Annotated in this window: 21 protein-coding genes; 6 read left to right on the plus strand and 15 right to left on the minus strand. The window is 72.8% G+C overall.

The features are described from left to right. Positions 1-42 precede the first annotated feature (42 nt). On the plus strand, positions 43-786 hold the full coding sequence (locus ACGF8B_RS16405) for a Clp protease N-terminal domain-containing protein (RefSeq protein ID WP_392738816.1): 744 nt from the start codon (positions 43-45) through the stop codon (positions 784-786). Positions 787-1,039: 253 nt separating this feature from the next. Here the strand turns inward: ACGF8B_RS16405 and ACGF8B_RS16410 are convergent, their stop codons facing one another. Both ACGF8B_RS16410 and ACGF8B_RS16415 read right to left on the minus strand, forming a co-directional pair. Continuing rightward, positions 1,040-1,615, minus strand: coding sequence for a histidine phosphatase family protein (locus ACGF8B_RS16410; protein WP_392738819.1), 576 nt, complete (start codon positions 1,613-1,615; stop codon positions 1,040-1,042). 146 nt (positions 1,616-1,761) lie between these two features. Then, a complete protein-coding gene (locus ACGF8B_RS16415) occupies positions 1,762-3,231 on the minus strand; it encodes a PLP-dependent aminotransferase family protein (protein ID WP_392738822.1) in 1,470 nt (489 codons plus the stop codon). On the opposite strand from ACGF8B_RS16415, the gene ACGF8B_RS16420 reads away from it, so the two are divergent. Both ACGF8B_RS16420 and ACGF8B_RS16425 read left to right on the plus strand, forming a co-directional pair. Next, entirely contained in the window at positions 3,230-4,258 is a 1,029-nt protein-coding gene (locus ACGF8B_RS16420) for a DMT family transporter (protein WP_392738825.1), read from the plus strand. The genes ACGF8B_RS16415 and ACGF8B_RS16420 overlap by 2 nt on opposite strands. 86 nt (positions 4,259-4,344) lie before the next feature. Then, a complete protein-coding gene (locus ACGF8B_RS16425) occupies positions 4,345-4,557 on the plus strand; it encodes a DUF1918 domain-containing protein (RefSeq protein ID WP_124718762.1) in 213 nt (70 codons plus the stop codon). Between the two features lie 102 nt (positions 4,558-4,659). Here the strand turns inward: ACGF8B_RS16425 and ACGF8B_RS16430 are convergent, their stop codons facing one another. Then, on the minus strand, positions 4,660-5,934 hold the full coding sequence (locus ACGF8B_RS16430) for a glycoside hydrolase family 10 protein (protein WP_392738828.1): 1,275 nt from the start codon (positions 5,932-5,934) through the stop codon (positions 4,660-4,662). A gap of 199 nt (positions 5,935-6,133) precedes the next feature. Here ACGF8B_RS16430 and ACGF8B_RS16435 point away from each other — a divergent pair, with 199 nt between their 5' ends. Next, positions 6,134-6,994 (plus strand): 3-hydroxybutyryl-CoA dehydrogenase, encoded by an 861-nt coding sequence (locus ACGF8B_RS16435; RefSeq protein ID WP_124718760.1) that lies wholly within the window; start codon positions 6,134-6,136, stop codon positions 6,992-6,994. A 72-nt stretch (positions 6,995-7,066) separates the two neighbouring features. On the opposite strand, the gene ACGF8B_RS16440 is transcribed toward ACGF8B_RS16435, so the two are convergent. The 9 genes from ACGF8B_RS16440 to infC form a co-directional block, all read right to left on the minus strand. After that, positions 7,067-7,597, minus strand: coding sequence for an NUDIX domain-containing protein (locus tag ACGF8B_RS16440; protein WP_342279776.1), 531 nt, complete (start codon positions 7,595-7,597; stop codon positions 7,067-7,069). Between the two features lie 87 nt (positions 7,598-7,684). Further along, the gene (locus ACGF8B_RS16445; protein WP_392738832.1) at positions 7,685-9,034 is read right to left on the minus strand and encodes a transcriptional regulator; all 1,350 of its coding nucleotides are present in this window, start codon (positions 9,032-9,034) and stop codon (positions 7,685-7,687) included. 423 nt (positions 9,035-9,457) lie between these two features. Then, a complete protein-coding gene (gene pheT / locus ACGF8B_RS16450) occupies positions 9,458-11,971 on the minus strand; it encodes a phenylalanine--tRNA ligase subunit beta (RefSeq protein WP_392738835.1) in 2,514 nt (837 codons plus the stop codon). Continuing rightward, positions 11,971-13,098 carry a phenylalanine--tRNA ligase subunit alpha gene (pheS, locus tag ACGF8B_RS16455; protein WP_392738838.1) on the minus strand — a complete coding sequence of 376 codons (1,128 nt, stop codon included), beginning with the start codon at positions 13,096-13,098 and terminating at the stop codon, positions 11,971-11,973. Before pheS ends, pheT begins: the two co-directional genes overlap by 1 nt. Before the next feature lie 308 nt (positions 13,099-13,406). Continuing rightward, entirely contained in the window at positions 13,407-14,567 is a 1,161-nt protein-coding gene (locus ACGF8B_RS16460) for an ATP-binding protein (RefSeq protein ID WP_392738842.1), read from the minus strand. Positions 14,568-14,656: 89 nt separating this feature from the next. Further along, on the minus strand, positions 14,657-15,487 hold the full coding sequence (locus tag ACGF8B_RS16465) for a TrmH family RNA methyltransferase (protein WP_392738845.1): 831 nt from the start codon (positions 15,485-15,487) through the stop codon (positions 14,657-14,659). A gap of 121 nt (positions 15,488-15,608) precedes the next feature. Then, the gene (gene rplT, locus ACGF8B_RS16470; protein ID WP_072484442.1) at positions 15,609-15,992 is read right to left on the minus strand and encodes a 50S ribosomal protein L20; all 384 of its coding nucleotides are present in this window, start codon (positions 15,990-15,992) and stop codon (positions 15,609-15,611) included. Between the two features lie 113 nt (positions 15,993-16,105). Beyond that, positions 16,106-16,300, minus strand: coding sequence for a 50S ribosomal protein L35 (rpmI, locus tag ACGF8B_RS16475; protein ID WP_072484441.1), 195 nt, complete (start codon positions 16,298-16,300; stop codon positions 16,106-16,108). A 121-nt stretch (positions 16,301-16,421) separates the two neighbouring features. Then, positions 16,422-17,120: a translation initiation factor IF-3 gene (gene infC / locus ACGF8B_RS16480; RefSeq protein ID WP_218107178.1), complete on the minus strand. Its 699-nt coding sequence runs from the start codon at positions 17,118-17,120 to the stop codon at positions 16,422-16,424. Between the two features lie 342 nt (positions 17,121-17,462). Between infC and ACGF8B_RS16485 the strand changes: the two genes are divergently transcribed. Further along, entirely contained in the window at positions 17,463-17,825 is a 363-nt protein-coding gene (locus tag ACGF8B_RS16485; protein WP_124718752.1) for a DUF1844 domain-containing protein, read from the plus strand. Between the two features lie 105 nt (positions 17,826-17,930). Here the strand turns inward: ACGF8B_RS16485 and ACGF8B_RS16490 are convergent, their stop codons facing one another. Beyond that, on the minus strand, positions 17,931-18,704 hold the full coding sequence (locus ACGF8B_RS16490; protein WP_392738850.1) for an SseB family protein: 774 nt from the start codon (positions 18,702-18,704) through the stop codon (positions 17,931-17,933). A gap of 107 nt (positions 18,705-18,811) precedes the next feature. Between ACGF8B_RS16490 and ACGF8B_RS16495 the strand changes: the two genes are divergently transcribed. Further along, positions 18,812-19,525 (plus strand): serine hydrolase, encoded by a 714-nt coding sequence (locus ACGF8B_RS16495; protein ID WP_392738853.1) that lies wholly within the window; start codon positions 18,812-18,814, stop codon positions 19,523-19,525. Between the two features lie 96 nt (positions 19,526-19,621). On the opposite strand, the gene mycP is transcribed toward ACGF8B_RS16495, so the two are convergent. Both mycP and ACGF8B_RS16505 read right to left on the minus strand, forming a co-directional pair. Continuing rightward, positions 19,622-20,818 (minus strand): type VII secretion-associated serine protease mycosin, encoded by a 1,197-nt coding sequence (gene mycP / locus ACGF8B_RS16500; protein WP_392738856.1) that lies wholly within the window; start codon positions 20,816-20,818, stop codon positions 19,622-19,624. Beyond that, positions 20,815-21,726, minus strand: a complete 912-nt coding sequence (locus ACGF8B_RS16505; RefSeq protein WP_392739281.1) for a hypothetical protein — start codon at positions 21,724-21,726, stop codon at positions 20,815-20,817. Before ACGF8B_RS16505 ends, mycP begins: the two co-directional genes overlap by 4 nt. Positions 21,727-21,826: the final 100 nt, after the last annotated feature.

The raw sequence follows: 21,826 nt of genomic DNA on the forward strand, positions 1-21,826 counted from the left end.
CCGGCAGTTGACACCTGGAGACTGTCAACCTACGGTTGACACATGGTGAATCCCGTACGCCCGACGCATCCCGTGCGCCTCGACGACCTGATCGAGGCCATCAAGAAGGTTCACACCGACGCCCTCGACCAGCTCTCCGACGCGGTGATCGCCGCGGACCACCTCGGTGACGTGGCCGACCACCTGATCGGACACTTCGTGGACCAGGCCCGGCGCTCCGGCGCCTCCTGGACCGACATCGGCAAGAGCATGGGGGTGACCAGGCAGGCCGCCCAGAAGCGGTTCGTGGCCAAGGACCCCGGCGAGGTGTCGGATCTCGACCCCAGTCAGGGGTTCAGCCGCTTCACCCCGCGCGCCAAGAACGTGGTGATGGCCGCGCAGAACGAGGCCCGCTCGGCACACAACGACGAGGTGGGCACGCAGCACCTGGTGCTGGGGCTGCTCAGCGAGCCGGAAGGGCTGGCGGCGGCGTTCGTCAAGGCCCAGGGCATCACCCTGGAGGCCGTCCGCGGGGCCGCGACCGAGGCGCTGCCGCCGGCCGCGACCGGCGAGCTGCCGGAGCTCGTTCCGTACGACGCCGGGGCCCGCAAGGCACTGGAGCTGACCTTTCGCGAGGCGCTCCGGATGGGCCACAACTACATCGGCACCGAGCACATTCTGCTCGCGCTGCTGGAGCAGGAGGACGGCACGGGGGTGCTGACCGGTCTCGGCATCGACAAGGCGGCCGCCGAGGCGGGCATCGCCGAGGCCCTCAGCCTGATCACCGCCCCGCCGGAGAACGGCTGAGCGGTGCGGTGCCGGCCGCCGCACAACGGTGGCCGGCACCCGGATCCCCCGACCACCACGGCGAATTCCGGCCAGTGTCCGGCGGCCGGGGCGCCGGGGCGAGAGGACCTCGGCCGACACGGACACCGCGCCCGGAACGGGCGACCCCCGGCCATGAACCGTGCGCCGACCAGCGCTTCCCGCCCCGTCGGCGGGGGCTCCCGCTCCCGGGAGCCCGCACGCACCGCGGAGCACCGGCCGTCCCGGTGAACGGTCAGCGGACTCCCGCTTCGAGCCTGAGACTCCAGCGGCCCGGCACACCGGTCAGCGTGACCGTGGAGAGCGGTCCGACGTCCACGCTCCAGTACGCCGACGGCGGGGCCTTGAGCGCGTAGACGAGAGCGGCCCGGACGACCGCCGGTTCGGCGACGGCGACGATGGCGCCCTCACACACGGGGCGGGTGTCCAGCCAGCCCCCTATCCGCGAGATGAACGCGAGCAGCGGCTCGCCGCCGTGCGGGGCGGAGCGCGGATCGGCCAGCCAGGCGTCGACCGCCGCGGGTTCGCACGCTGTGACGTCGGCGAGAGTGCAGCCCCGCCAGCGGCCCATGTCGCAGTCGCGCAGGGCCGGTTGGACGAGCGGGGCGAAGCCCAGCGCGTCGCCGGTGGCACGGCTGCGCGGGGTCGGCGAGCAGTAGCGCAGCTCGGCGGCACCCAACGGCATGAGGGCGGGCGCGGCGAGCCCGATCTCGTACAGACCGGTGTGGTCGAGCGGCCGGTCGTCGTCGAAGCGCTCGGCGAGCAGGGCGGAGCTGCGAGCCGTGGCGACCAACGAGACTCTGGAAGTCATGGCGGTGATCGTGGATCCGAACACCCTTCCGGTCAAGAGGGCCTTCGCAAGTCCGTGCGGCCCGGTCCGGAGCGAGGCGGATCGCACCGCACCCGCCCCCGATTGGCCAGAACCGCCCTTCTCATGGGACACCCGGGTCTGCCGGGTCAGGGTCGCGGGCCGCCGCCGGAACCGGCCAGTACCTCGTCGCAGGCGGTGCGCAGCCGGCGGATCCCCTCGGCGATCTCGGCCGCCCCGGCGGCCGCGGCAAAGCTCAACCGGATCTGCTGGGACGGGGGTTCGGCGCAGAAGTAGGGGCGGCCGGGCGTGATGGCGACACCCGCGCGCAGGGCCGCCGAGACCACCGCGGACTCGTCCGTGCCGGCCTCCGCCTCGGGCAGGCGCAGCCAGAGGCTGCCGCCGCCGGCGGGGAGGTGCGGAAGCGTGAGACCGGGCAGTTCCAGGCTCAGGGCCGTCGTCATGGCGGTGCGCCGGTCGCGCAGAGCGGTCGACACGGAACGCAGGTGGTGGCCCCATGCCGGGGAGCCGACGAGTTCGAGCGCGGCCTCCTGGAGCGGGCGGGGGACGAAGAAGCTGTCGACGATCTGGATGGCGCGCAGCCGGCCCAGCACCGGCCCGCGGGCGGCGAGCGCCCCCACCCGCAGGCTCGGCGAGGCGATCTTGGTCAGGGAGCAGACATGGACGACCACCCCGTCCGGGTCGTCGGCGGCCAGGGGGGCGGGCAGCGGTCCGGCGTCTTCGTGGACGAGCCGGCGCGCGAAGTCGTCCTCGACGACGAAGGCGCCCGCCGCGCGGGCGATCCGGACCACCTCGGCGCGCCGTTCGGGGGCCAGGACCGCGCCGGTCGGGTTCTGGAAGAGCGGCTGGCAGACGAAGACGCGGGCGCCGGTGGCCCGGAACGCCGCTTCGAGCAGCTCCGGCCGTACGCCGTCGGCGTCCATGGGCACCGGCACGGGCCGCAGTCCGGCGGCGCGGGCGACCGCCAGCATGCCCGGGTAGGTGGGTGATTCGACCAGGAGCGGGGCGCCGGGCGGGGCGAGTGCGCGCAGCGCGGTGGCCAGGGCGCTCTGACCACCCGCGGTGATCAGTACGTCGGCGGCGCCGAGCGCTGGCCCGATCTCGCGGGCGAACCAGGCCCGCAGTTCGGTCAGGCCGTCGGTGGGCGGCCGGTCCCAGGCGCCGGGGCGGCGGCCGGCCCGGGCGAGGGCGGCGGCGAGCGCCCGCTCCGGCTGCAGGGAGGAGTGGAGGTAGCCGCCGTTCAGCTCGATGACTCCGGGCGGCGGTGCGGCGAGCGTGGCCAGGACCCCGGAGGCGTCGACGGTGCGCGGCACCGCTTCCGGCCCGCCGTCGCCGCTGAGGGACACCTCCTGCCAGGAGGTGTCGCCGGGCGGGGGCACATCGGTGCGGGGCTGCGCCCGGAAGGCTCCGGAACCGGGCCTGGTGACCACGAGCCCCTCGGCGACGAGCTGGGCGACGGCCCGGGAGACGGTGACGGGGCTGACCCGGAAGCGCTCCACCAGGGCCCGGCTGGACGGCAGCTTTCCACCTGGCGAGTAGCGGTTCAGTTCACTCCGGAGGGATCCGGCGAGGTCGGCGACACTGCTACGCTCGTGCATGAGAGCAGAGAATAGCGCTATCAATGACAACCCGATAGCACTCGGCCCGTCGTCCGATGCCCGTCCCGGCGCCAGGACCGGCAGCGCCGAACACACCAACACCGGCACCAGCACCAGCACCAGCACCGACGGCAACGCCGCCACCGGCCGTGAGTCGCATCGCGGCGGCCTCGTGCTCGCCGGGCTCGGTGTCTTCGCCTTCTCACTGACCTTTCCCGCCACCGCCTGGGGCCTGGAGAGCTTCGGCCCCTGGTCCCTGGTGGCGCTGCGTACCCTGCTGGGCGCGGTGATCGCGGGCGGGGCGCTGCTCCTGGGAGGCGTCGCCCTGCCGGACCGCCGGCACTGGGCCGGGCTGGCCGTGGTCGCCGCGGGCGGGGTGATCGGCTTTCCGCTCCTGACCACGCTCGCGTTGCAGACCTCGACGACCTCGCACGCGGCCGTGGTCGTGGGCCTGCTGCCGCTGACCACCGCCGTGTTCTCCTCGCTGCGGACCGGAGCACGGCCGTCGCGCGCCTTCTGGATCGCGGCGCTGGCCGGCGCGGCCGTGGTGATCGCGTTCACCGTGCAGCAGAGCGGGGGCGCGCTGTCCGGCGCCGATCTGTATCTGTTCGGCGCGCTGCTGGTCTGTGCGGCGGGCTACACGGAGGGGGGCAGGCTGGCCCGGGTCGTGCCGGGCTGGCAGGTGGCCGCCTGGTCGCTGGTGCTCTGTCTGCCGCTCTCGGTGGCGGGGACGGCGCTCGCGTTGCCGGCCGAGCCGGTGCGGCTGACCGCTCACGGGGTGATCGGCCTGGTCTGGGTGGCGGCCGGTTCGGCGTTCCTCGGGCTGTACGTCTGGTACCGGGGGATGGCGGAGATCGGGGTGCCGCGGGCCAGCCAGCTCCAGCTCGCGCAGCCGCTGCTGACCCTGCTGTGGTCGTCCCTGCTGCTCGACGAGACGGTCCCGGCGGCGGCGCCGGTGGCCGCGATCGCGGTGCTCGTCTGCATCGCGGCCACCCAGCGGACGGGGCGTGAGCGGCGTACGCGGTGAACGCCCCGTCCTCCCCACCGGGCGAAGTCGGCTTTCGGTCATAGACTTGTCGACATGGACCGTCACCCGTGAGGAGGTCAGTCCCGATGGAGGCACACACGGGCGACCGGCTGCTGATGCACGGCAGGACCGTGGGACAGCACGACAAGGTCGCAGAAATCGTCGAAGTGCTCGGGGCCGGGGGCACTCCCCCGTACCGCGTCCGCTTCGAGGACGGACACGAACACCTGATTTCACCCGGTCCCGACAGCGTCGTACAGCACACCGGCACCCGGAAGCAGGCCCCGGAGACTCCGTAACGGCCTCCGGCGGCCGGCCCCGATCCTCGCTCCCGGGGCGGGGCCGGGCCGGTCCGTTCCCGGCGGCCCGCCCCGATCACCCGTCGCGTCCACCCCGTTCGGTCAGCGGGGTGGACGCACCCTGCTGCGGTAGTGGTCGCCGACCACTCGGTCCATGGCCCCGATCCGGTCCCTGACCACGTCCTTCCCGGAGAAGTACACATGGCCGCGCACCTGGTCGTACCGGGCGGCGAGGTCGATGTGCCGGGAGAGTTCGGCCGGGTCCTGCCAGGCTGCGGGCTGGGCCGGGTCACCGGCCTTGTACAGCGCCTCCCCCACGAACAGGTCGACCTCCGTGCCGCGCACCACCTCGCTCCACCAGGACAGCAGCTTGGCGTAGTCGGCGGCGGCGAAGCCGATGTTCCAGTAGATCTGCGGGCAGATGTAGTCGATCCAGCCCTTCCTGATCCAGCCGCGGGTGTCGGCGTACAGATCGTCGTAGGTCTGCACGCCCGCCTTGGTGTCGGAGCCGAGCGGATCGGTGGAGGCGTTGCGCCACACCCCGAACGGGCTGATCCCGAACTGGACGTTCTTCTTGATCTTCTTGATCCGCTCGGCGGTCTCGCGCACCAGCCTGTCGGTGTTGTCGCGCCGCCAGGCCGCCTTGTCCGGGAAGCCCGCGCCGTACTTGCGGTACGTGGCGTCGTCGTCGAAGACCTGCCCGGCCACCGGGTACGGGTAGAAGTAGTCGTCCCAGTGCACGGCGTCGATGTCGTAGCGGCGGACCGCGTCGAGCATCGCGTCCTGGACGAAGCTGCGGACCTCCGGAATCCCGGGGTTGTAGTACAGCTTCCCGCCGTACGGCAGGACCCAGTCGGGGTGCAGCCGGGCCGGGTGGGTGGCGGCCAGCCGGGACGGGTCGGTGTGGTTGGCGACCCGGTACGGGTTGAACCAGGCGTGCAGCTCCAGTCCGCGGCGGTGCGCCTCACGGACGGCGGTGCCCAGCGGATCCCAGCCGGGGTCCTTGCCCTGGACGCCGGTGAGGTACTGGGCCCACGGTTCGTAGGGCGAGGGCCACAACGCGTCGGCGGTCGGCCGGACCTGGAGGACGACGGTGTTCAGCCGCCGGTCCACGGCCTCGTCGAGGTAGGCGATCAGCTCGGCCTTCTGGGCGGCAGCGCTCAGGCCGGGCGCCGAGGGCCAGTCCAGATTGGCGACGGTGGCGACCCACATCCCGCGCAGCTCTCGCCGGACGACATGGCGGCGGGAGTGCTCCGGCGCACCGGTCCGCCGGGAGGGGCCCGCGAAGGCGTCACCGGCCAGGGTGACGGTGCTCACCACCCCCGCGACCACCCCGGCCGCTCCCGCCACAAAGCTTCTTCGGGCCATTTGCCGCATTTCGCTGCACCTGCCGTCTCTCTGTCATCGTCGTCAACGGTCCGTCACCCCTGTATCCAGGCGTAACGCAGAGCATGCCCGCCCCGGCCCACGATGACCCGTAGGGCGCGGAGTAACGTCGGGGGGTCGGGGCGGGCACCGGAATCAGACGGGAACCTGCGACACGCAGAACAGCGAAAGGCACGAGGTGACGGACTCTATGGCCGACATTGCACGCGTCGGAGTGGTGGGCTGTGGCCAGATGGGCGCGGGCATCGCGGAGGTGTGCGCCCGCAGCGGTCTTGAGGTCATGGTGGCCGAGACCACCGGCGAGGCGTTGGAGATCGGCCGCACCCGGCTGCACAACTCCCTCTCGAAGGCCGCCGACCGCGGCAAGATCACTCCGGAGGAGCGCGACGAGACACTCGCCCGGCTGAGCTTCACCACGGACCTGGGCGAATTCGCCGACCGCGATCTCGTCATCGAGGCCGTCGTGGAGAACGAGCAGGTCAAGACCGAGATCTTCCAGGTGCTCGACCAGGTGGTGACCCGGCAGGACGCGATCCTCGCCTCGAACACCTCCTCCATCCCGCTGGTGAAGCTGGCCGTGGCGACCTCCCGCCCGGACCAGGTCATCGGCATCCACTTCTTCAACCCGGCCCCGGTGCAGAAGCTCGTCGAGCTGATCCCCGCCCTGACGACGTCCGACGAGACGGTCAAGCGGGCCGAGGCCCTGGTCCAGGACGTGCTGGGCAAGCACCCGATCCGCGCCCAGGACCGCTCCGGCTTCGTCGTCAACGCGCTGCTGATCCCGTATCTGCTCTCCGCGATCCGGATGTTCGAGTCGGGGATCGCCAGCCGTGAGGACATCGACAACGGCATGGAGCTCGGCTGCGCCCACCCGATGGGCCCGCTCAAGCTCTCCGACCTGATCGGTCTCGACACGGTGGCCTCGGTCGCCGACTCGATGTACGCGGAGTTCAAGGAGCCGCTGTACGCCGCTCCCCCGCTGCTCCAGCGCATGGTGGACGCGGGCAGGCTCGGCCGCAAGACGGGCTCGGGTTTCTACCCGTACTCCTGATCCTTCCTCCGTGCCCGTACGGGGCCGGGCCGGGCGATCCCCGGACCGGCCCCGTACGCGGTCGTGCGCTGCTCACCCCAGCCGTAAGTGGCGCAGCATCATCAGTCCGGCGGCCATGCCCGCGGCCGGGATCTCGCCGCGCAGGATCAGGCCGGGCACCAGCTTGAGCGGTATCCACTCGCGGCGCGAGGACTCGAAGGCGTCGCTGGGCGTGCCGGTCCAGTCGGCCCGGTCGGACCAGTAGAGGTGGTGCCGGGCGTCGATGAGGCCGTTCGACGGCTCCACGGTCAGCAGCGGGCGCAGCGGACCGGGGCGCCAGCCGGTCTCCTCCTCCATCTCCCGGGCGGCGGCGGCCTCGTTGTCCTCGCCGTCCTCCACGACGCCCGCGGCGAGCTCCCAGCCCCAGCTGTCCGTGATGAACCGGTGCCGCCAGAGCAGCAGCACCTCGTCGGCCTCGTTGACCGCGGTGGCCGCCGCGACGGGGCGCAGCCGGATGAGGTAGTGGTCGAGATGGCGTCCGTCGGGGATGACGACGTCCGCCAGATTGACCCGGAACCAGCGGTTCTCATACACAGTTTGTTCGTTCAGGTTCGTCCATTGCACGGTTTTGCCACCTTCCGACAAGTAGGTGGCAACATCGCAGCAGGAGCAGGACCGGAAGGGAACGTACCGGTATCCCCCGCTCCGCACTCACAGCGGTACGCGCAACGCCCCGTCGATCAGTTCGGCGGCCCGCCCCGCATCCGCGCAGCCGCTCGCGACCAGGTCCTCGCGCACGGCGCGCAGCCGGTCGCGCAGCCGCCGCGACTCCATGCCCCCGGCCCGCTCCGCCATCTCCACCGCGGTGGCCGCCGCCCGGTCCGCCTCCCCCTGACGCAGTTCGACGTGGGTCAGCATGGCCAGCCGGTGCACCCGGCCCCGGTCGTGCGCCGGGATCCGTACCGCCTTCGCCGCGTGCTCCCGGGCCCCCGGCAGATCGCCGATGCCGAGCAGCGCCTCGGCCACCTGCACATCGACCAGGCCCGGCTGCACGTAGCCCGTCTCGTCCGGTTCCCGGCCCGGCAGGATGCGCCCGGCCTCCGACTCGGCGCGCCGGATGCACTCGCGGGCGCCGCTCGCGTCGCCGAGACGGGCGTACGCCTTGGCCTGCATCGCGTAGAGATCGGCGGCGAGCGCCGGGCTGATGTGTCCGGTGGCGGCCCGCAGCGCCGCCTGGGCGAAGGCCACGGACTGGCGGTAGTCGGCGAGAAGGAGCGACTGGTTGACCAGCAGGGCGATCACATAGCCGCCGAGCCCCCGGTCCCCGCTCGCCTTGGCCAGCCGCAGCGCCTGGTGGAAGTAGCGCTGGGCGAGCCCGTGCGCGTCGGAGTCGTACGCGCAGATCCCCGCGACCGCCACCAGCCCGCCGGCCGCCCGGTACAGCCGGCGGCCCATCGCGTCGCTGTGGCCGCCGCGCAGCAACGGGGCGGCCTCGGCGTTGAGGAAGCCGACGACGCGGGACCGGGTCGCGATTCCGCCCGCCCGGCGGTACATCAGTTCGTAGTGGGTACGGGCCGCGCGCAGGGTCACTATGTCGGCCATGGAGACACGGGTCGCTCCGTCGCGGGAGACATCGGTGTCCTCCGGCGGGTTCTCCCACTCCCATACCGGCATCACCGCCGTGGTACCCGTGACGGCGGCCGGGGCGAGGGCGTGCGGGCGCTGCGCCTCGTCCGAGCGCCACAGCGCGGTGGCGCGCTCCACGAAGCCGGTGAGCGAGGAGCCGGGTACGGGAGAACCGGTGCCCGGGGCCGCCATGCCGATGTCGTCCAGCGAGACGGGCCTGCTCAGCCGGTTGCCGAGCACCTCGCAGATCAGGTCGGGCACCTGGCCGCGCGGGCGCTGCCCCTTCAGCCAGCGGGCCACGGCGGTGTGTTCGTACCGCAGTCGCAGCCCGCGGGGGCGGCCGGCCCGGTTGATGTGCGCGGCGAGACCCGCCCGGGAGACGCCCGCCTCCTCGATCAGGGCAGCCAGCAGAATGTTGGGCTCCGTTGCCCCCATGTGCCCCTCCGGTGGTTCGGCACGCCGAGGCGTGTCGCACCAGTGGAGCACGATTCACACGGGGTGTGAACGCAATGCCCGAACCGTCCCGCTGCGCACCCTGTTGCGCCGGCGCGCGGATCGGTTGAATCAGTCGTCTCGCAAGAGGCGGACGGGTCGTCTGCTCCCCCTCGTACAGTACGACGACCCGCAACCGCGCCGTCCGCGCCGCCGACCTGCCCGGCACTCCGAGGCAGCGCGGACGGTGCCGGACCGCACGGCCCACTGCCCACGGATCGGAGGGTGGCTGCGGGGTCGGCTCGGAGCCGGGTTCCCCCGGGCCGCGCCGGGGCCCGCGTGCGGTCCACGCCGTTCGGCGAGCATGGCAGGAGGGGCGCATCCGATGACCGATTGCGCCCCTCCTCGCCGTGTTCGGGCGGAACGCTACGCGCCCCGCAGCACCGCGCCCGTCCGCTCGGCGGCCAGGGCCACCGCCGCGTCGCGCGCGGCCGAGGCCTCGTCCACCGTCAGCGTGCGGTCCGCCGCGCGGAAGCGCAGCGCGTACGCCAGGGACTTGCGGCCCGCACCGATCTGCTCACCGGTGAAGACGTCGAACAGCCGCACCGATTCGAGGAGTTCGCCCGCGCCCTCGCGCAGCGCCCGCTCCACGTCGGCGGCCGGGACGTTCTCCGCGACGATCAGCGCGACGTCCTGGGTCGCCACCGGGAAGGTGGAGATCCGGGGCGCCTGGAGCGCGCCGTCGACGGCCTGCTCCAGGACGTCGAGCTCGACCTCGGCGGCGCAGGTCCGCTCAGGCAGGTGGAGCGCCTTGACGACCCGCGGGTGGAGTTCGCCCGCGTGCCCGAAGAGCGTCTCCTCGCCGTTCACCGTGACGTACAGCGCGGCGCAGCGGCCCGGGTGCCACGGCGCGTGCTGGTCGGCACGCGCGGTCACCTCGACACCGGCCTCGTGGGCGATCGCGCGGGCGGCCTCGACCGCGTCCGCCCAGTCGGCCGGACGGCCCTTGCCCCACCAGCCGGCCTGCTCGCGGGCGCCCGCGAGAACGACCGCGGCGCGGCGCGGCTGACGCGGCAGCGAGGCGTCGAGCCCGGCGATCTCCTCCGCGGTGGGCCGGCGGTCGACCGGCAGCCGTACGGCCTTGGTCTCCGTGCCCGTGGGCCGGAAGACCAGGCCGGTCTCGAAGAGCGCGAGGTCGTGGCTGCCTCGGCCGTCGTTGCGCCGCAGTGCGCCGAGCAGGCCCGGCAGCAGCGTGGTGCGCAGCGCCGGCTCCTCGTCGGAGAGCGGGTTGACCAGCTTGACGGTACGGCGGCGGGCGTCGTCGGTGTCGAACCCGAGCTGGTCGAGGACGGCGTCGCCGATGAACGGGTAGTTCAGCGCCTCGACGTAGCCGGCCCCGGCGAGTGCCCGGCCGACCCGGCGGTGCAGCCGCTGGCGGTCGGTGAGCCCGCGGCCCGACGGCGGGGTCGGGAGGGTCGACGGGAGGTTCTCGTAGCCCTCCAGCCGGATGACCTCTTCGGCGAGGTCGTTCGGCTCGCCGAGGTCGGGGCGCCAGGACGGCACGGTGACGATCAGCTCGTCCTGCCCGTAGACGTCGCAGCCGACCTCCTGGAGGCGGCGCACGACGGTCTCGCGCCCGTAGTCGACGCCGGCCACCTTGTCGGGGTGGTTCGCGGGCATCGCGATGGTCCGGGGCGCGGACGGGGCGCTGACCTCGGTGACCCCGGCCTCGGCGGTGCCGCCGGCGAGCAGCACCAGCAGGTCGACGGTGCGCTGCGCGGCGGCAGCGGCGGCCTGCGGGTCCGAGCCGCGCTCGAAGCGCTTGGACGCCTCGGAGGACAGCTTGTGGCGGCGCGCGGTCCGGGCGATCGAGATCGCGTCGAAGTGCGCGGCCTCGATGACGACCTCGGTGCTGCGGTGCTCGCCGTCCTGGACGTCCGCGATCTCGGTGTTGGCACCGCCCATGACGCCCGCGAGGCCGATCGGCCCGCGGTTGTCGGTGATGACCAGGTCCTCGGCGTCCAGGACGCGGACCGTGCCGTCGAGGGTGGTGAGCTTCTCGCCCTGCTGGGCGCGGCGCACCCCGATCGGCCCGTCGATGCGGGAGCGGTCGTAGGCGTGCAGCGGCTGGCCGAGCTCCAGCATCACGTAGTTGGTGATGTCGACGGCGAGCGAGATCGGGCGCATCCCGGCCTTCTGCAGCCGGCGCCGGAGCCAGATCGGGGAGCGGGCCTCGGGCTGGAGGCCGACGACGGTGCGCGCGGTGAACCGGTCGCAGCCGATCGGGTCGGCGACCTTGACCGGGTAGCCGTACGCGTTCGGCGCGGGCACGTCCAGCAGCGCCGGGTCGCGCAGCGGCAGCCCGTACGCGATGGCGGTCTCGCGGGCCACGCCGCGCATGGAGAGGCAGTAGCCCCGGTCCGGCGTGACGGCGATGTCCAGGACCTCGTCGACGAGCTGGAGCAGCTCGATCGCGTCGGTGCCGACCTCGTGCTCGGGCGGCAGCACGATGATGCCGTGCGTGCCGTCGTCGCCCATGCCGAGCTCGTCGGTGGAGCAGATCATGCCGTGCGAGGTCTTGCCGTACGTCTTGCGGGCGGCGATCGCGAAGTCGCCGGGCAGCACGGCGCCCGGGAGGACCACGACGACCTTGTCGCCGACGGAGAAGTTGCGGGCGCCGCAGACGATCTCCTGCGGCTCGCCGGTGCCGTTGGCGCTGCCGACGTCGACCGTGCAGAAGCGGATGGGCTTCTTGAAGCCCTCCAGCTCCTCGATGGTCAGTACCTGTCCGACGACCAGCGGGCCCTTGAGGCCGGCGCCGATCTGCTCGACGGTCTCGACCTCCAGACCCACGGCGACGAGCTTGGCCTGTACGTCACGGCCGGTCTCCGTCGCCGGCAGGTCGACGTACTCCCGCAGCCAGGAAAGCGGGACGCGCATCAGATCTCCATCCCGAACGGCCGGGTGAACCGGACGTCACCCTCGACCATGTCTCGCATGTCTTCTACGTTGTGGCGGAACATCAGCATCCGTTCGATGCCGAACCCGAAGGCGAATCCGCTGTACTTCTGGGGGTCGACGCCGCAGGCGATGAGCACCTTGGGGTTGACCATGCCGCAGCCGCCGAGCTCGATCCAGCCCTCGCTGCCGCAGGTGCGGCAGGGGCGGTCCGGGTTGCCGACGGACGCGCCGCGGCAGACGAAGCAGACCATGTCCATCTCGGCGGACGGCTCGGTGAACGGGAAGAAGTTCGGCCGCAGCCGGGTCTTCATGTCCGGGCCGAAGAGCGCCTGGACCATGTGGTCGAGGGTGCCCTTGAGGTCGGCCATGGTGAGGCCCTCGTCGATGGCCAGCAGCTCGATCTGGTGGAAGACCGGGGTGTGCGTCGCGTCGAGCTCGTCGGTGCGGTAGACGCGGCCGGGGCACACGACGTAGACCGGGGGCTCCCGGTCGAGCAGGGAGCGGGCCTGGACCGGCGAGGTGTGGGTGCGCAGCACGACCCCGGACTCGTCGTTCCTGGCGCCGTCGGGGCCCTGGACGAAGAACGTGTCCTGCATCTGCCGGGCCGGGTGGTCGGGCACGAAGTTCAGGGCGTCGAAGTTGAACCACTCCGCCTCGACCTCGGGGCCCTCGGCGACCTCGTAGCCCATGGCCACGAAGACGTCCGCGACGCGCTCCATGATGGTCGTCAGCGGGTGGCGGGCGCCTGCCGGGGTGCGGTCGTAGGGCAGTGTGACGTCCACCGCCTCCTCGACCAGCACGCGGGCGTCCCGCTCCGCCTCCAGCTCCGCCTGACGGGCGGCGAGGGCCTTGGAGACCGCGCCGCGGGCCTGGCCCACGCGCTTGCCCGCCTCGGCCTTGGCCTGCGGCGGCAGTGCGCCGATCTCGCGGTTGGCGAGCGACAGCGGCGAGGCGCCCCCGGTGTGCGCGGTCTTCGCCTGGGCGAGCGCGTCGAGGTCACCGGCGGCGGCGAAGGCGGCGAACGCCTCGTCCCGCATGCGCTCGATCTCTTCCGGTTTCAGTGCCTCGACCTCGACTGGGTCGTACGACTTGTTCGGTGCCGACATCTCTTCCCGTGCTTCCGATTGGCTGATACTGCGCTTACGACCTCACCCACGATTGTCAGCGGCGTCGCGGCGTCCGGGACCTCCGCCTCCGGCGTTGTCGTCAGTCGCGATGGCTCCGCCATCACTCCCTCCTCCGCCTTGGATTCGAAGGCCCCGGACGCCGCTCCTTCTCCCACTGACAATCGTGGGTGAGGTCGGTACCGGGGAAGGCCCCGGACCCCCATGGCCCCGATCGACGACTGGAGGACGCAAAGGTGCCAAAGGTCGAGTCTAAGGGCCACAGGATGTGTGGGAGGCCCGCGGGCCGCTCAGACCAGGTAGGCCGGCGTGCTCACGGGCAGGATAAATCGGAACTCCGCGCCGCCGCCGGGGCCGCGGCCGACCGTGATCGTGCCGCCGTGCGCCTCGACGATGCCCTTGACGATGTAGAGGCCCAGGCCCGTACCGCCGCGTTTGCTCCCCCGCCAGAAGCGGGTGAAGACACGGCCCATCGACTCCTCGGGAATGCCGGGGCCTTCGTCGCTCACGGTGACCGCCGTTCCCTTCTCGTCGCTCGCGGGTGCGGGTGCGACTTCGATGGTGACGGTTCCCTCGCCGTGGCGCACCGCGTTTTCCAGCAGGTTGCCGAGCACCTGGTCGACCTTGTCGGGGTCGGCCCAGACCGCGGGCAGCGGCTGGCAGGTGCGGACGAGGAAGCGGTCGGGGTCCTGACCGGTCGCGGTGAGGGCCTGGACGTGCCGTTCGACGGCGGCGGAGAGGTCCACGGGCTGGCGCCGCAGCTCCAGGCGTCCGGAGTCGATCCGGGAGATGTCGAGCAGCTCGGCGATGAGCCGGGTGACGCGGCCGGCGTCGGCGTCGACCGTCTCCAGCATCAGGCGCTTCTGGTCGTCGGTGAACCGCTCCCACTTGGCCAGGAGCGTCGCGGTGAAGCCCTTGACCGAGGTCAGCGGGGAGCGCAGCTCGTGGGCGACCGTGGCGATCAGCTCGGCGTGGCTGCGTTCGTTGCGGCGGCGGGCCTCGGTGCCGCGCAGCGAGACCACCACCCGGCGCACCGGCCCGGTCGGGTGCTCGCGCACGTAGCGGGCGGAGACCAGGACCTCCCGGCCACCGGGCAGCAGCAGATTGCGCTCGGGCTGGCCGACCCGGGTGGCGAGGCCGTCGTAGGGGTCGGTCAGCTCCCACCAGCGGCGGCCCTTGAGGTCTTCCAGCGGCAGTACGTGCTCCAGGGCGCGGCCGAGGGCGGCGGCCCGGGGCACCGCGGTGATCCGGGTGGCCGCGGCGTTGAAGCAGATGATCCGGCCGGTCTCGTCGGCGACGGCCAGGCCGTCGGGCAGGTGGTCGGGATCGATCCCCATGTCGAAGACTCCGGGCTCCGGATTCTCGGCCGCGTCGCCCGCCCCGCCGGCGGGTTCGCAGGCGCGCACGACGGCCGTACGTGTCTCGCGCGGCCTGCTCATGCCGACAGCCATATCCCGTACCCCACCTCTCGAACCGGTGCAGTGGGCCCCCGAGTTCGCCACCCTACTAGTCGTCGGTGACCCGGCGACACCCTGCGATGTCACCGCGGGCGCTGGGCCCTCGCCGAGGCGTACAGGCATACGGCTGCCGCCGTCGCGAGGTTGAGGCTCTCCGCCCTGCCGTGGATGGGTACCCGCACCACGGCGTCGGCCAGTGCCCGGGTCTCCTCCGGCAGGCCCCAGGCCTCGTTGCCGAACACCCAGGCGGTCGGCCCGCCCATGGTGCCCGCGTCGAGTTCGTCGTCGAGGTCGTCGTCGCCCGCGCCGTCGGCGGCGAGGATCCGTACCCCGGCCGCCCGCAGTCCCTGCACGGCCTGCTCGACCGGGACGCCCACCGCGACCGGCAGGTGGAAGAGCGAACCGACCGACGCCCGGACCGACTTGGGGTTGTAGAGGTCCACCGACGCGTCGGTGAGCACGACGGCGTCGGCGCCCGCCGCGTCGGCGCAGCGCAGCACCGTCCCGGCGTTCCCGGGATCGCGTACGTGGGCGAGGACGGCGACCAGCTTCGGTTTCGCGGCGAGGATCGCGTCGAACGGGGAGTCGAGGAAGCGGCAGACGCCGATCAGGCCCTGCGGGGTGACGGTCTGCGACACATCGGCGAGCACCTCGCCGTCGGCGAGGTGCACCCGGGCGCCGGCCGCGTGGGCGGCGGTGACGATGTCGGCGTACCGCTCGGCCGCCTCCACGGTGGCGAACAGCTCGATCAGGGTCGGCTCGCCGTCGCTGCCGCGGTGCCCGGCGGCCTCGCGCACGGCCTGCGGCCCCTCGGCGATGAACCTGCGCTCCTTGCCGCGGAAGTTGCGCCTGGCCAGCCGCCGGGCGGCGGCGACGCGTGGCGATCGCGGGGAGATCAGTTCGGGGGTGCCCATGGTCGGCGGCGAGCCTCTCTGGATACGGAGGTGGCGGACGTACGGAACGTGTCGTGCAACGCACCGGACCCGCAGACGGCGAGCGCCTGCGGGTCCGGAACGGAAGACAGTGCGACCTGGATCAGGCGGCCTTCGGGGCGTTGACGTCGCTCGGGAGGGCCTTCTGGGCAACCTCGACGAGGGCGGCGAACGCGTTGCTGTCGTTGACCGCGAGCTCGGCCAGGATCTTGCGGTCCACCTCGATGTTGGCGGCCTTCAGACCCTGGATGAGGCGGTTGTACGTCATGCCGTTCTGGCGGGCAGCGGCGTTGATGCGCTGGATCCACAGCTGACGGAAGTCGCCCTTGCGCTTCTTGCGGTCGTTGTAGTTGTAGACGAGGGAGTGGGTGACCTGCTCCTTCGCCTTGCGGTACAGGCGGGAGCGCTGGCCGCGGTAACCGCTGGCCTGCTCGAGGATTGCCCGGCGCTTCTTGTGAGCGTTTACTGCCCGCTTGACGCGTGCCACTTTTTAACTCCTTGTAGCGGGGCTGGTGTTCGCGGTGTCGACTCACCCAGCCCGGAAACGAATTGGTCCCGGTCTCGAATTCGGCGCCCACGGATTCACCGCGGGCCGCGAACTCACTTGCCGAGAAGCTTCTTGATCTTCTTGGCGTCGGACGGAGCCACTACGACCGTGCCGGTCAGCGAGCGGGTCTTCTTGGACGACTTGTGCTCAAGAAGGTGGCGCTTGCCGGCGCGCTCACGGAGCACCTTGCCGGAGCCGGTGATCTTGAAGCGCTTGCTGGCACCGCTGTGCGTCTTGTTCTTCGGCATCGCGCCGTTCTCTCCTCGTCAGTGGCGCCCCTCGCGGTGCGGGCACCGGGCAGCAGGGGCGTCAGATCTTGGTGGGAATTCCGGGGTGACCCGGGGCCGCCTGGATGGCGGCCCCCGGAGGTCAGGCCTCGGAAGGTGTCTCTGCCGGAGCCTCGGGCTGCGCTTCGGCAACCTCGTCCGCGGCCTCGGCGTCGGGGGTGGAACCCTGACGCTCCGCCTTGCGGGCGGCCTGAGCCTCACGGGCCTCGGCCATGGCTTCGGTCTTCTTCTTGTGCGGGCCCAGAACCATGATCATGTTCCGGCCGTCCTGCTTCGGGTTGGACTCGATGAAGCCGAGTTCCTCCACGTCCGAAGCCAGACGCTGGAGCAGTCGGAAGCCCAGTTCGGGGCGGGACTGCTCACGACCACGGAACATGATCGTGATCTTGACCTTGTCGCCCTGCTTGAGGAACCGGACGACGTGACCCTTCTTGGTGTCATAGTCGTGCGGGTCGATCTTCGGCCGGAGCTTCATCTCCTTGATGACCGTGTGCGCCTGGTTCTTGCGCGCCTCACGGGCCTTCATGGCCGACTCGTACTTGAACTTCCCGTAGTCCATGAGCTTGCACACGGGCGGACGGGCGGTCGCCGCCACCTCGACCAGGTCGAGGTCGTACTCCTGTGCGAGTTCCAGGGCCTTGGCAAGCGGAACAATCCCGACCTGCTCGCCGCTGGGACCGACAAGTCGCACCTCGGGAACGCGAATCCGGTCGTTGATGCGGGGCTCGGCGCTGATGGATCCTCCTCGGTAGCACCACGCGGCCGCCTGGCGGACAGCCACGTAACGTCTGTTTCGTTGGACCAACCGCACAAGGGCAAGAAAAATGCCCCGGACGGGACACAGGCGGGGCTCCTTGAACAACCGGAACCACCGCGGTCAACCGCGGGGCGCATCGGGCGGTCCCATCGTCCGTACGGAACGATGGTCACCGCCTGACCGGATGACCCGCCGTCCCGGGGGACGGTCAGGTGGGAGATCGGAGCCTCCACTTGTGGGCCGGGCACATAGCTGCCCAGCCGGTCGTTACACAAGGTTAGCAGCTCCCCCGGACGGACGCTAACCGGCTCCCGCCCGCCGCTCCCGCGGACGGGGCGGCTGTGGCGTGGGCCTATCGTATGGCCCATGAGTGACGCGACCCCCACCAGTGATTCCCCCGGCTTCGACGACATGACCCGCGACATCGCGGAGGTGCCCGCGGTCGAGGTGATCGTCACGGTCGCGGTCAATCTGATGAGCGCCGCCGCCGTGAAGCTCGGGCTGACCGAGGACGGCGACGAGCACAAGGACCTCGACGAGGCCCGCAAGCTGGTGCACGCGCTGGCCGGTCTGCTGGACGGCAGCGCCACCGAGATCAGCTCCTTCCACGCGGCCCCGCTGCGGGACGGCCTGAAGTCGCTGCAGCTCGCGTTCCGCGAGGCGTCGCTCGTACCGGACGAGCCCGGTCAGGGCCCCGGCGAGAAGTACACCGGCCCCGTCTTCGGCTGAGCCGCTCCCCCTCTTCCCCGTTCCCCCGAAACCGCCGAGTCCCCTGCCCGTCGTCCGGGCGGGGGACTCTTTTGCGCAGGGGCGGTCAGCTGTGCGTAAGGGCGGTCAGCGCGTGAAGAGCGGCTCGCCCGGGGCGGCGGCGTCGGCCGGGAGCAGCGCCAGGTCAAGGCCGCGCACCAGACGGGCACGCAGGACCTCGTCGGCCGCCAGTGCGTCCGCGACCCGGCGGGCCGCCTCGGCGGGCTCGGTGCCGGAGGCGAGTACCAGGGCGAGGGTGCCGTCGGCCCGGCCCGGCCCGAGGTGGGCCCGGAGCACCGAGGGTTCGGCGGCGACCGCGTTCCGTACCGCCGAGGTGACGGCGGGGTCGTCCAGCGGATCGGCGCTGGTGCGGCCCTCGGCGAGGGCGAGCAGCGCGGAGCCGGTCAGCTCGAACGCGACCGGGCCGGCGAGGTCGAGGACGACCGTGTCCGCCTTCTCGTGCGCGGCGGCCTGCAGCGCCTGGTGCAGGGGTACGGCGACGGGGCGGGCCTGCGGGTCCCAGCGGGCCAGTGAGTCGGTCGAGGTGAAGGCGGGCAGGGCCCGGCGGTCTCCGGCCCGGAGGGTGGGGACGGCCATGTCGCTGGTCTTCTCGCGGCGCAGTCCGCCCACCCGTCCCCCGTCACCGCCCTTGCCGGACGCTCGGCTCACCTCGACGTCCTCCTCCACCTCGCCCAGCACGGCGACGACCGGGACGAGGAGCCGGGCGCCCCTGAGGGCTTCGAGTACCGGGCCGACGGCCTTCCGGTCCTCGGCCCAGGCGGCCAGAGCCGTCGTCAGTGCCGGGTCGGCGGTGCCGTCGTCGTCGGAGTATCCGGGGTCCGGAATGTTCTTCTGCGCCACGGGGCGAGCCTAGTGCCTGGGCCGCGCCGTCCCGTCGACAGGTCCGTATCGTCCGTACCGGCCGCCTGACCACCCGGGTCACGGCGGCGGAGGGTGAGGAGCCGGAAGTGGATCTCGACGTGGCGCTGACCGCGGCGGTGGAGCCGCTGACGGCCGGTGCGGACGGTGTGCGGGTGTCGGTCGCGGTGCTGGACACCGGCAGCGGGGCGCGGGCGGTCCACGGGGACGGTTCGTTCGACACCGCCAGTGTCGTCAAGGTGGATCTGGTCGCGGCGCTGCTGCTGGCCGCCCAGGACGAGGGGCGCGCGCTCACCTCGGTCGAGCGCGGGCGCGCCGCCGCCATGATCGAGCGGAGCGACAACGCCTGCACCACCGTGCTGCTGCGGGAGATCGGCGGCCCGGCGGCACTCGACGCGGCCAATGCCCGGCTGGGCCTGACCGGGACGACGGCGGCGCATGCCTGGGGGCTGACCCGGACCACGGCCGCGGACCGGCTGACGCTGCTGCGGGCGGTGTTCGGTACGGAGTCGGAGCTGAGCGCCGGGTCCCGTGCGTATCTGCGGGGGCTGATGGAGCGGGTCGAGGCCGGTCAGCGATGGGGGGTGTCGGCGGCGGGCGACGGCTGGGCGCTGAAGAACGGCTGGATGCCCCGGACGACGACCGGGCTGTGGGACATCAACAGCATCGGCCGGGTCCGGGCCGGCGGGCGCACCTGTCTGGTGGCGGTGCTCTCGGACGGGCAGCCGACGAAGGAGTCGGGGATCGCACTGGTCGAGGCGGTGGCGGGAGCGGCGGTGGGGGTGCTCGCCGGAGCGCGGTGAGCCGGAGCGGCGGTGGGGGTGCTCGCCGGAGCGCGGTGGGCCGGAGCGGTCAGCCCGTACGGAGGCCGGCGCCGCGTCTCCTGTCGCAGGGAGCGGTCAGCCCCGTACGGAGGCCGGGCCGCGGCCCCTGTCGCGCCAGAGCACCACGGCCAGGGCCAGCAGTGCCGCTCCGAGCCCGCCCGCGCCGGCCGCGAGCCAGCCCGCGGGGCTGCTCTCGTGCTGCTCGGGGGTGGGACCGGCGCCGAAGTAGCGCTTCCGGTAGCCGGCCCCGGTGGATTCGGCCCGCAGACCGGCGGGGCGGAGTGCGGCGCTGGCCTCGATGGCCGCGGCGGGGTCGACGATGCCGTGACCGCGGGCGTCGTCCCGGCCGGACGCCGGCGCGCCGCGTGCCGTGTCCGCGAGGAGCTTCTTGATCTGGGCCGGCGAGAGCCCCGGGTGCGCGGCGCGGACCAGGGCGACGGCGCCGGAGACGAACGCGGAGGCGGCGGAGGTGCCCCACTCCACGTAGTACTGCTGGTCGGGTGCGGCGACGACGATGTCGACCCCGGGTGCGCTGACCGTGGCGTACCAGCGGCGGGTGGAGAACGCGGCGTGGGTGCCGTACCGGTCGACGGCGGCGACCGCGATCACGCCGGGGTAGGCGGCGGGGTACGAGATGTGGTCGCCCTTCTCGCCGCCGTTGCCCGCGGAGGCCACGACGACGGCCCCCTTCTTCAGCGCGTACTGGATGGCGGCGTCCTCGCCGGGCTCGGGGTGCGCGGACTTGCTGTCGTCGCCGAGCGAGAGGTTGATGACGTCGGCGCCGTGGTCGGCGGCCCAGCGGATGCCGTCGGCGAGAGCCGTGCCGCGCGACTCCCGGGCTTTGGCACGGGACGGGTCGGAGGCTTCGAGGATCACCCGGACCGGGAGGATCTTCGCTTCGGGCGCGATGCCGACCACCCCGTCGTCGCGTCCCGCTCCATGGCCGTGGCCTGCGATGATGCCTGCCATCGCGGTGCCGTGGCGGGCCCAGGAGCGATCGCCGCGGCGGGCGCCGAAGCCGATCATGTCCTTGCCGGGAAGTACTTGGCCGGTCAGGTCGGGCAGGTTGCCGTCGACCCCGGTGTCGACGACGGCGACGGTGATGCCCCGGCCCTTGGTGGTACGCCACGCCTCGTCCGTATGGAGGGTCTGGAGGCCCCACTGCTGGTCCCGGATGGCGTCGGCGCCGGCCGGTGTCGCGGGCAGGAGCGCGAACGCGGTGGCGGCGCATACCGCGCCCAGGGCGCGGTGGCGGCGGGTGCGGCGGCTCATTCCGGCTTCTCCGTGAGGTCGGTGACGGTCCTGCGCAGACCGCGTTCGATCCGGTCGGCGATGCCCTTGGCCTCGTTGCCGAGCCCGGCCTGGGCGGCGGCCGTCGTGGCGTTCGCGACCATGGCCCGGTCGACGGGCTGCGGGTCGGTGACGGTGCGCCCGTCGGCGAAGCCGGACACGGCGAACGTGACGACGGGCAGGTCGGTCAGTACGCGGACGGTCCAGCTGGCGCGCTGCCGGTCGCCGAATCCGGCGGCGGCCGTGCCCTTGACGGGGTAGGTGCGGGGCATGAGGTCGGTGCGCCGGCCGAGGTGCTGGCCGGTGAAGCGGGTGCTCAGCGCCTTCATCGCCGCCTCGTCGCCCTCGGTGAAGATCAGGCCGACCGTGGTGACGCTGCTGGCGGTGGCGTCGGTGTAGGTGGCGCGGAGCATGCGCGCGCAGCCGACCGGACCGAGGGTCCGGGCCAGCAGCGGGTCCAGGCCGGCCCGGCAGCCGCTGTCCGGGGCGACGGCGATCCGGGTCCAGACCCGGTCGGCACCGCCGGGGCCCGCTCCGTCGCCGGTCAGGGTGCGGGGGAAGAGAGTGTCCACGGGGACGCTGTGCCAGGCGGAGCGGCCCACGGTGTAGCTGCTGTGGGCGGCCGCGTCGGCCGAGGAGTCGCTGGTGAGCCAGGCACCGGTGGCCGCGCCTCCGATCAGTCCGAGTCCGAGCACGACACAGGCCGCGGCGGTCGCGGCCCTGGCGGGGCGGCGGGTACGGATCGGGCGCAGCCGGGTGGTGGTCTCGGCGGGCGTCTCGGGGCGGGGCAGGACGTACGGCGGGGGCAACTGCTGCTGGTAGGCGTACGGGAAGACGGGTGCCGGTCCGGCCGGCGGCGGGGCGGCTCCGGGGCGCGGGGTGAGGTCCACGGCACCGACGGGCCGTCGGCGGGTCGCGACGGGCGGCTGCCCGGGGCGCTGCGGGGCCGCGACAGGCGCGGACGCGACGGGCGCGGGCGCGGGCGCGACT

Origin of the sequence: Streptomyces sp. NPDC047917, assembly GCF_043204345.1 — a bacterium.
GTDB classification, from domain to species: Bacteria; Actinomycetota; Actinomycetes; order Streptomycetales; family Streptomycetaceae; genus Streptomyces; species Streptomyces sanglieri.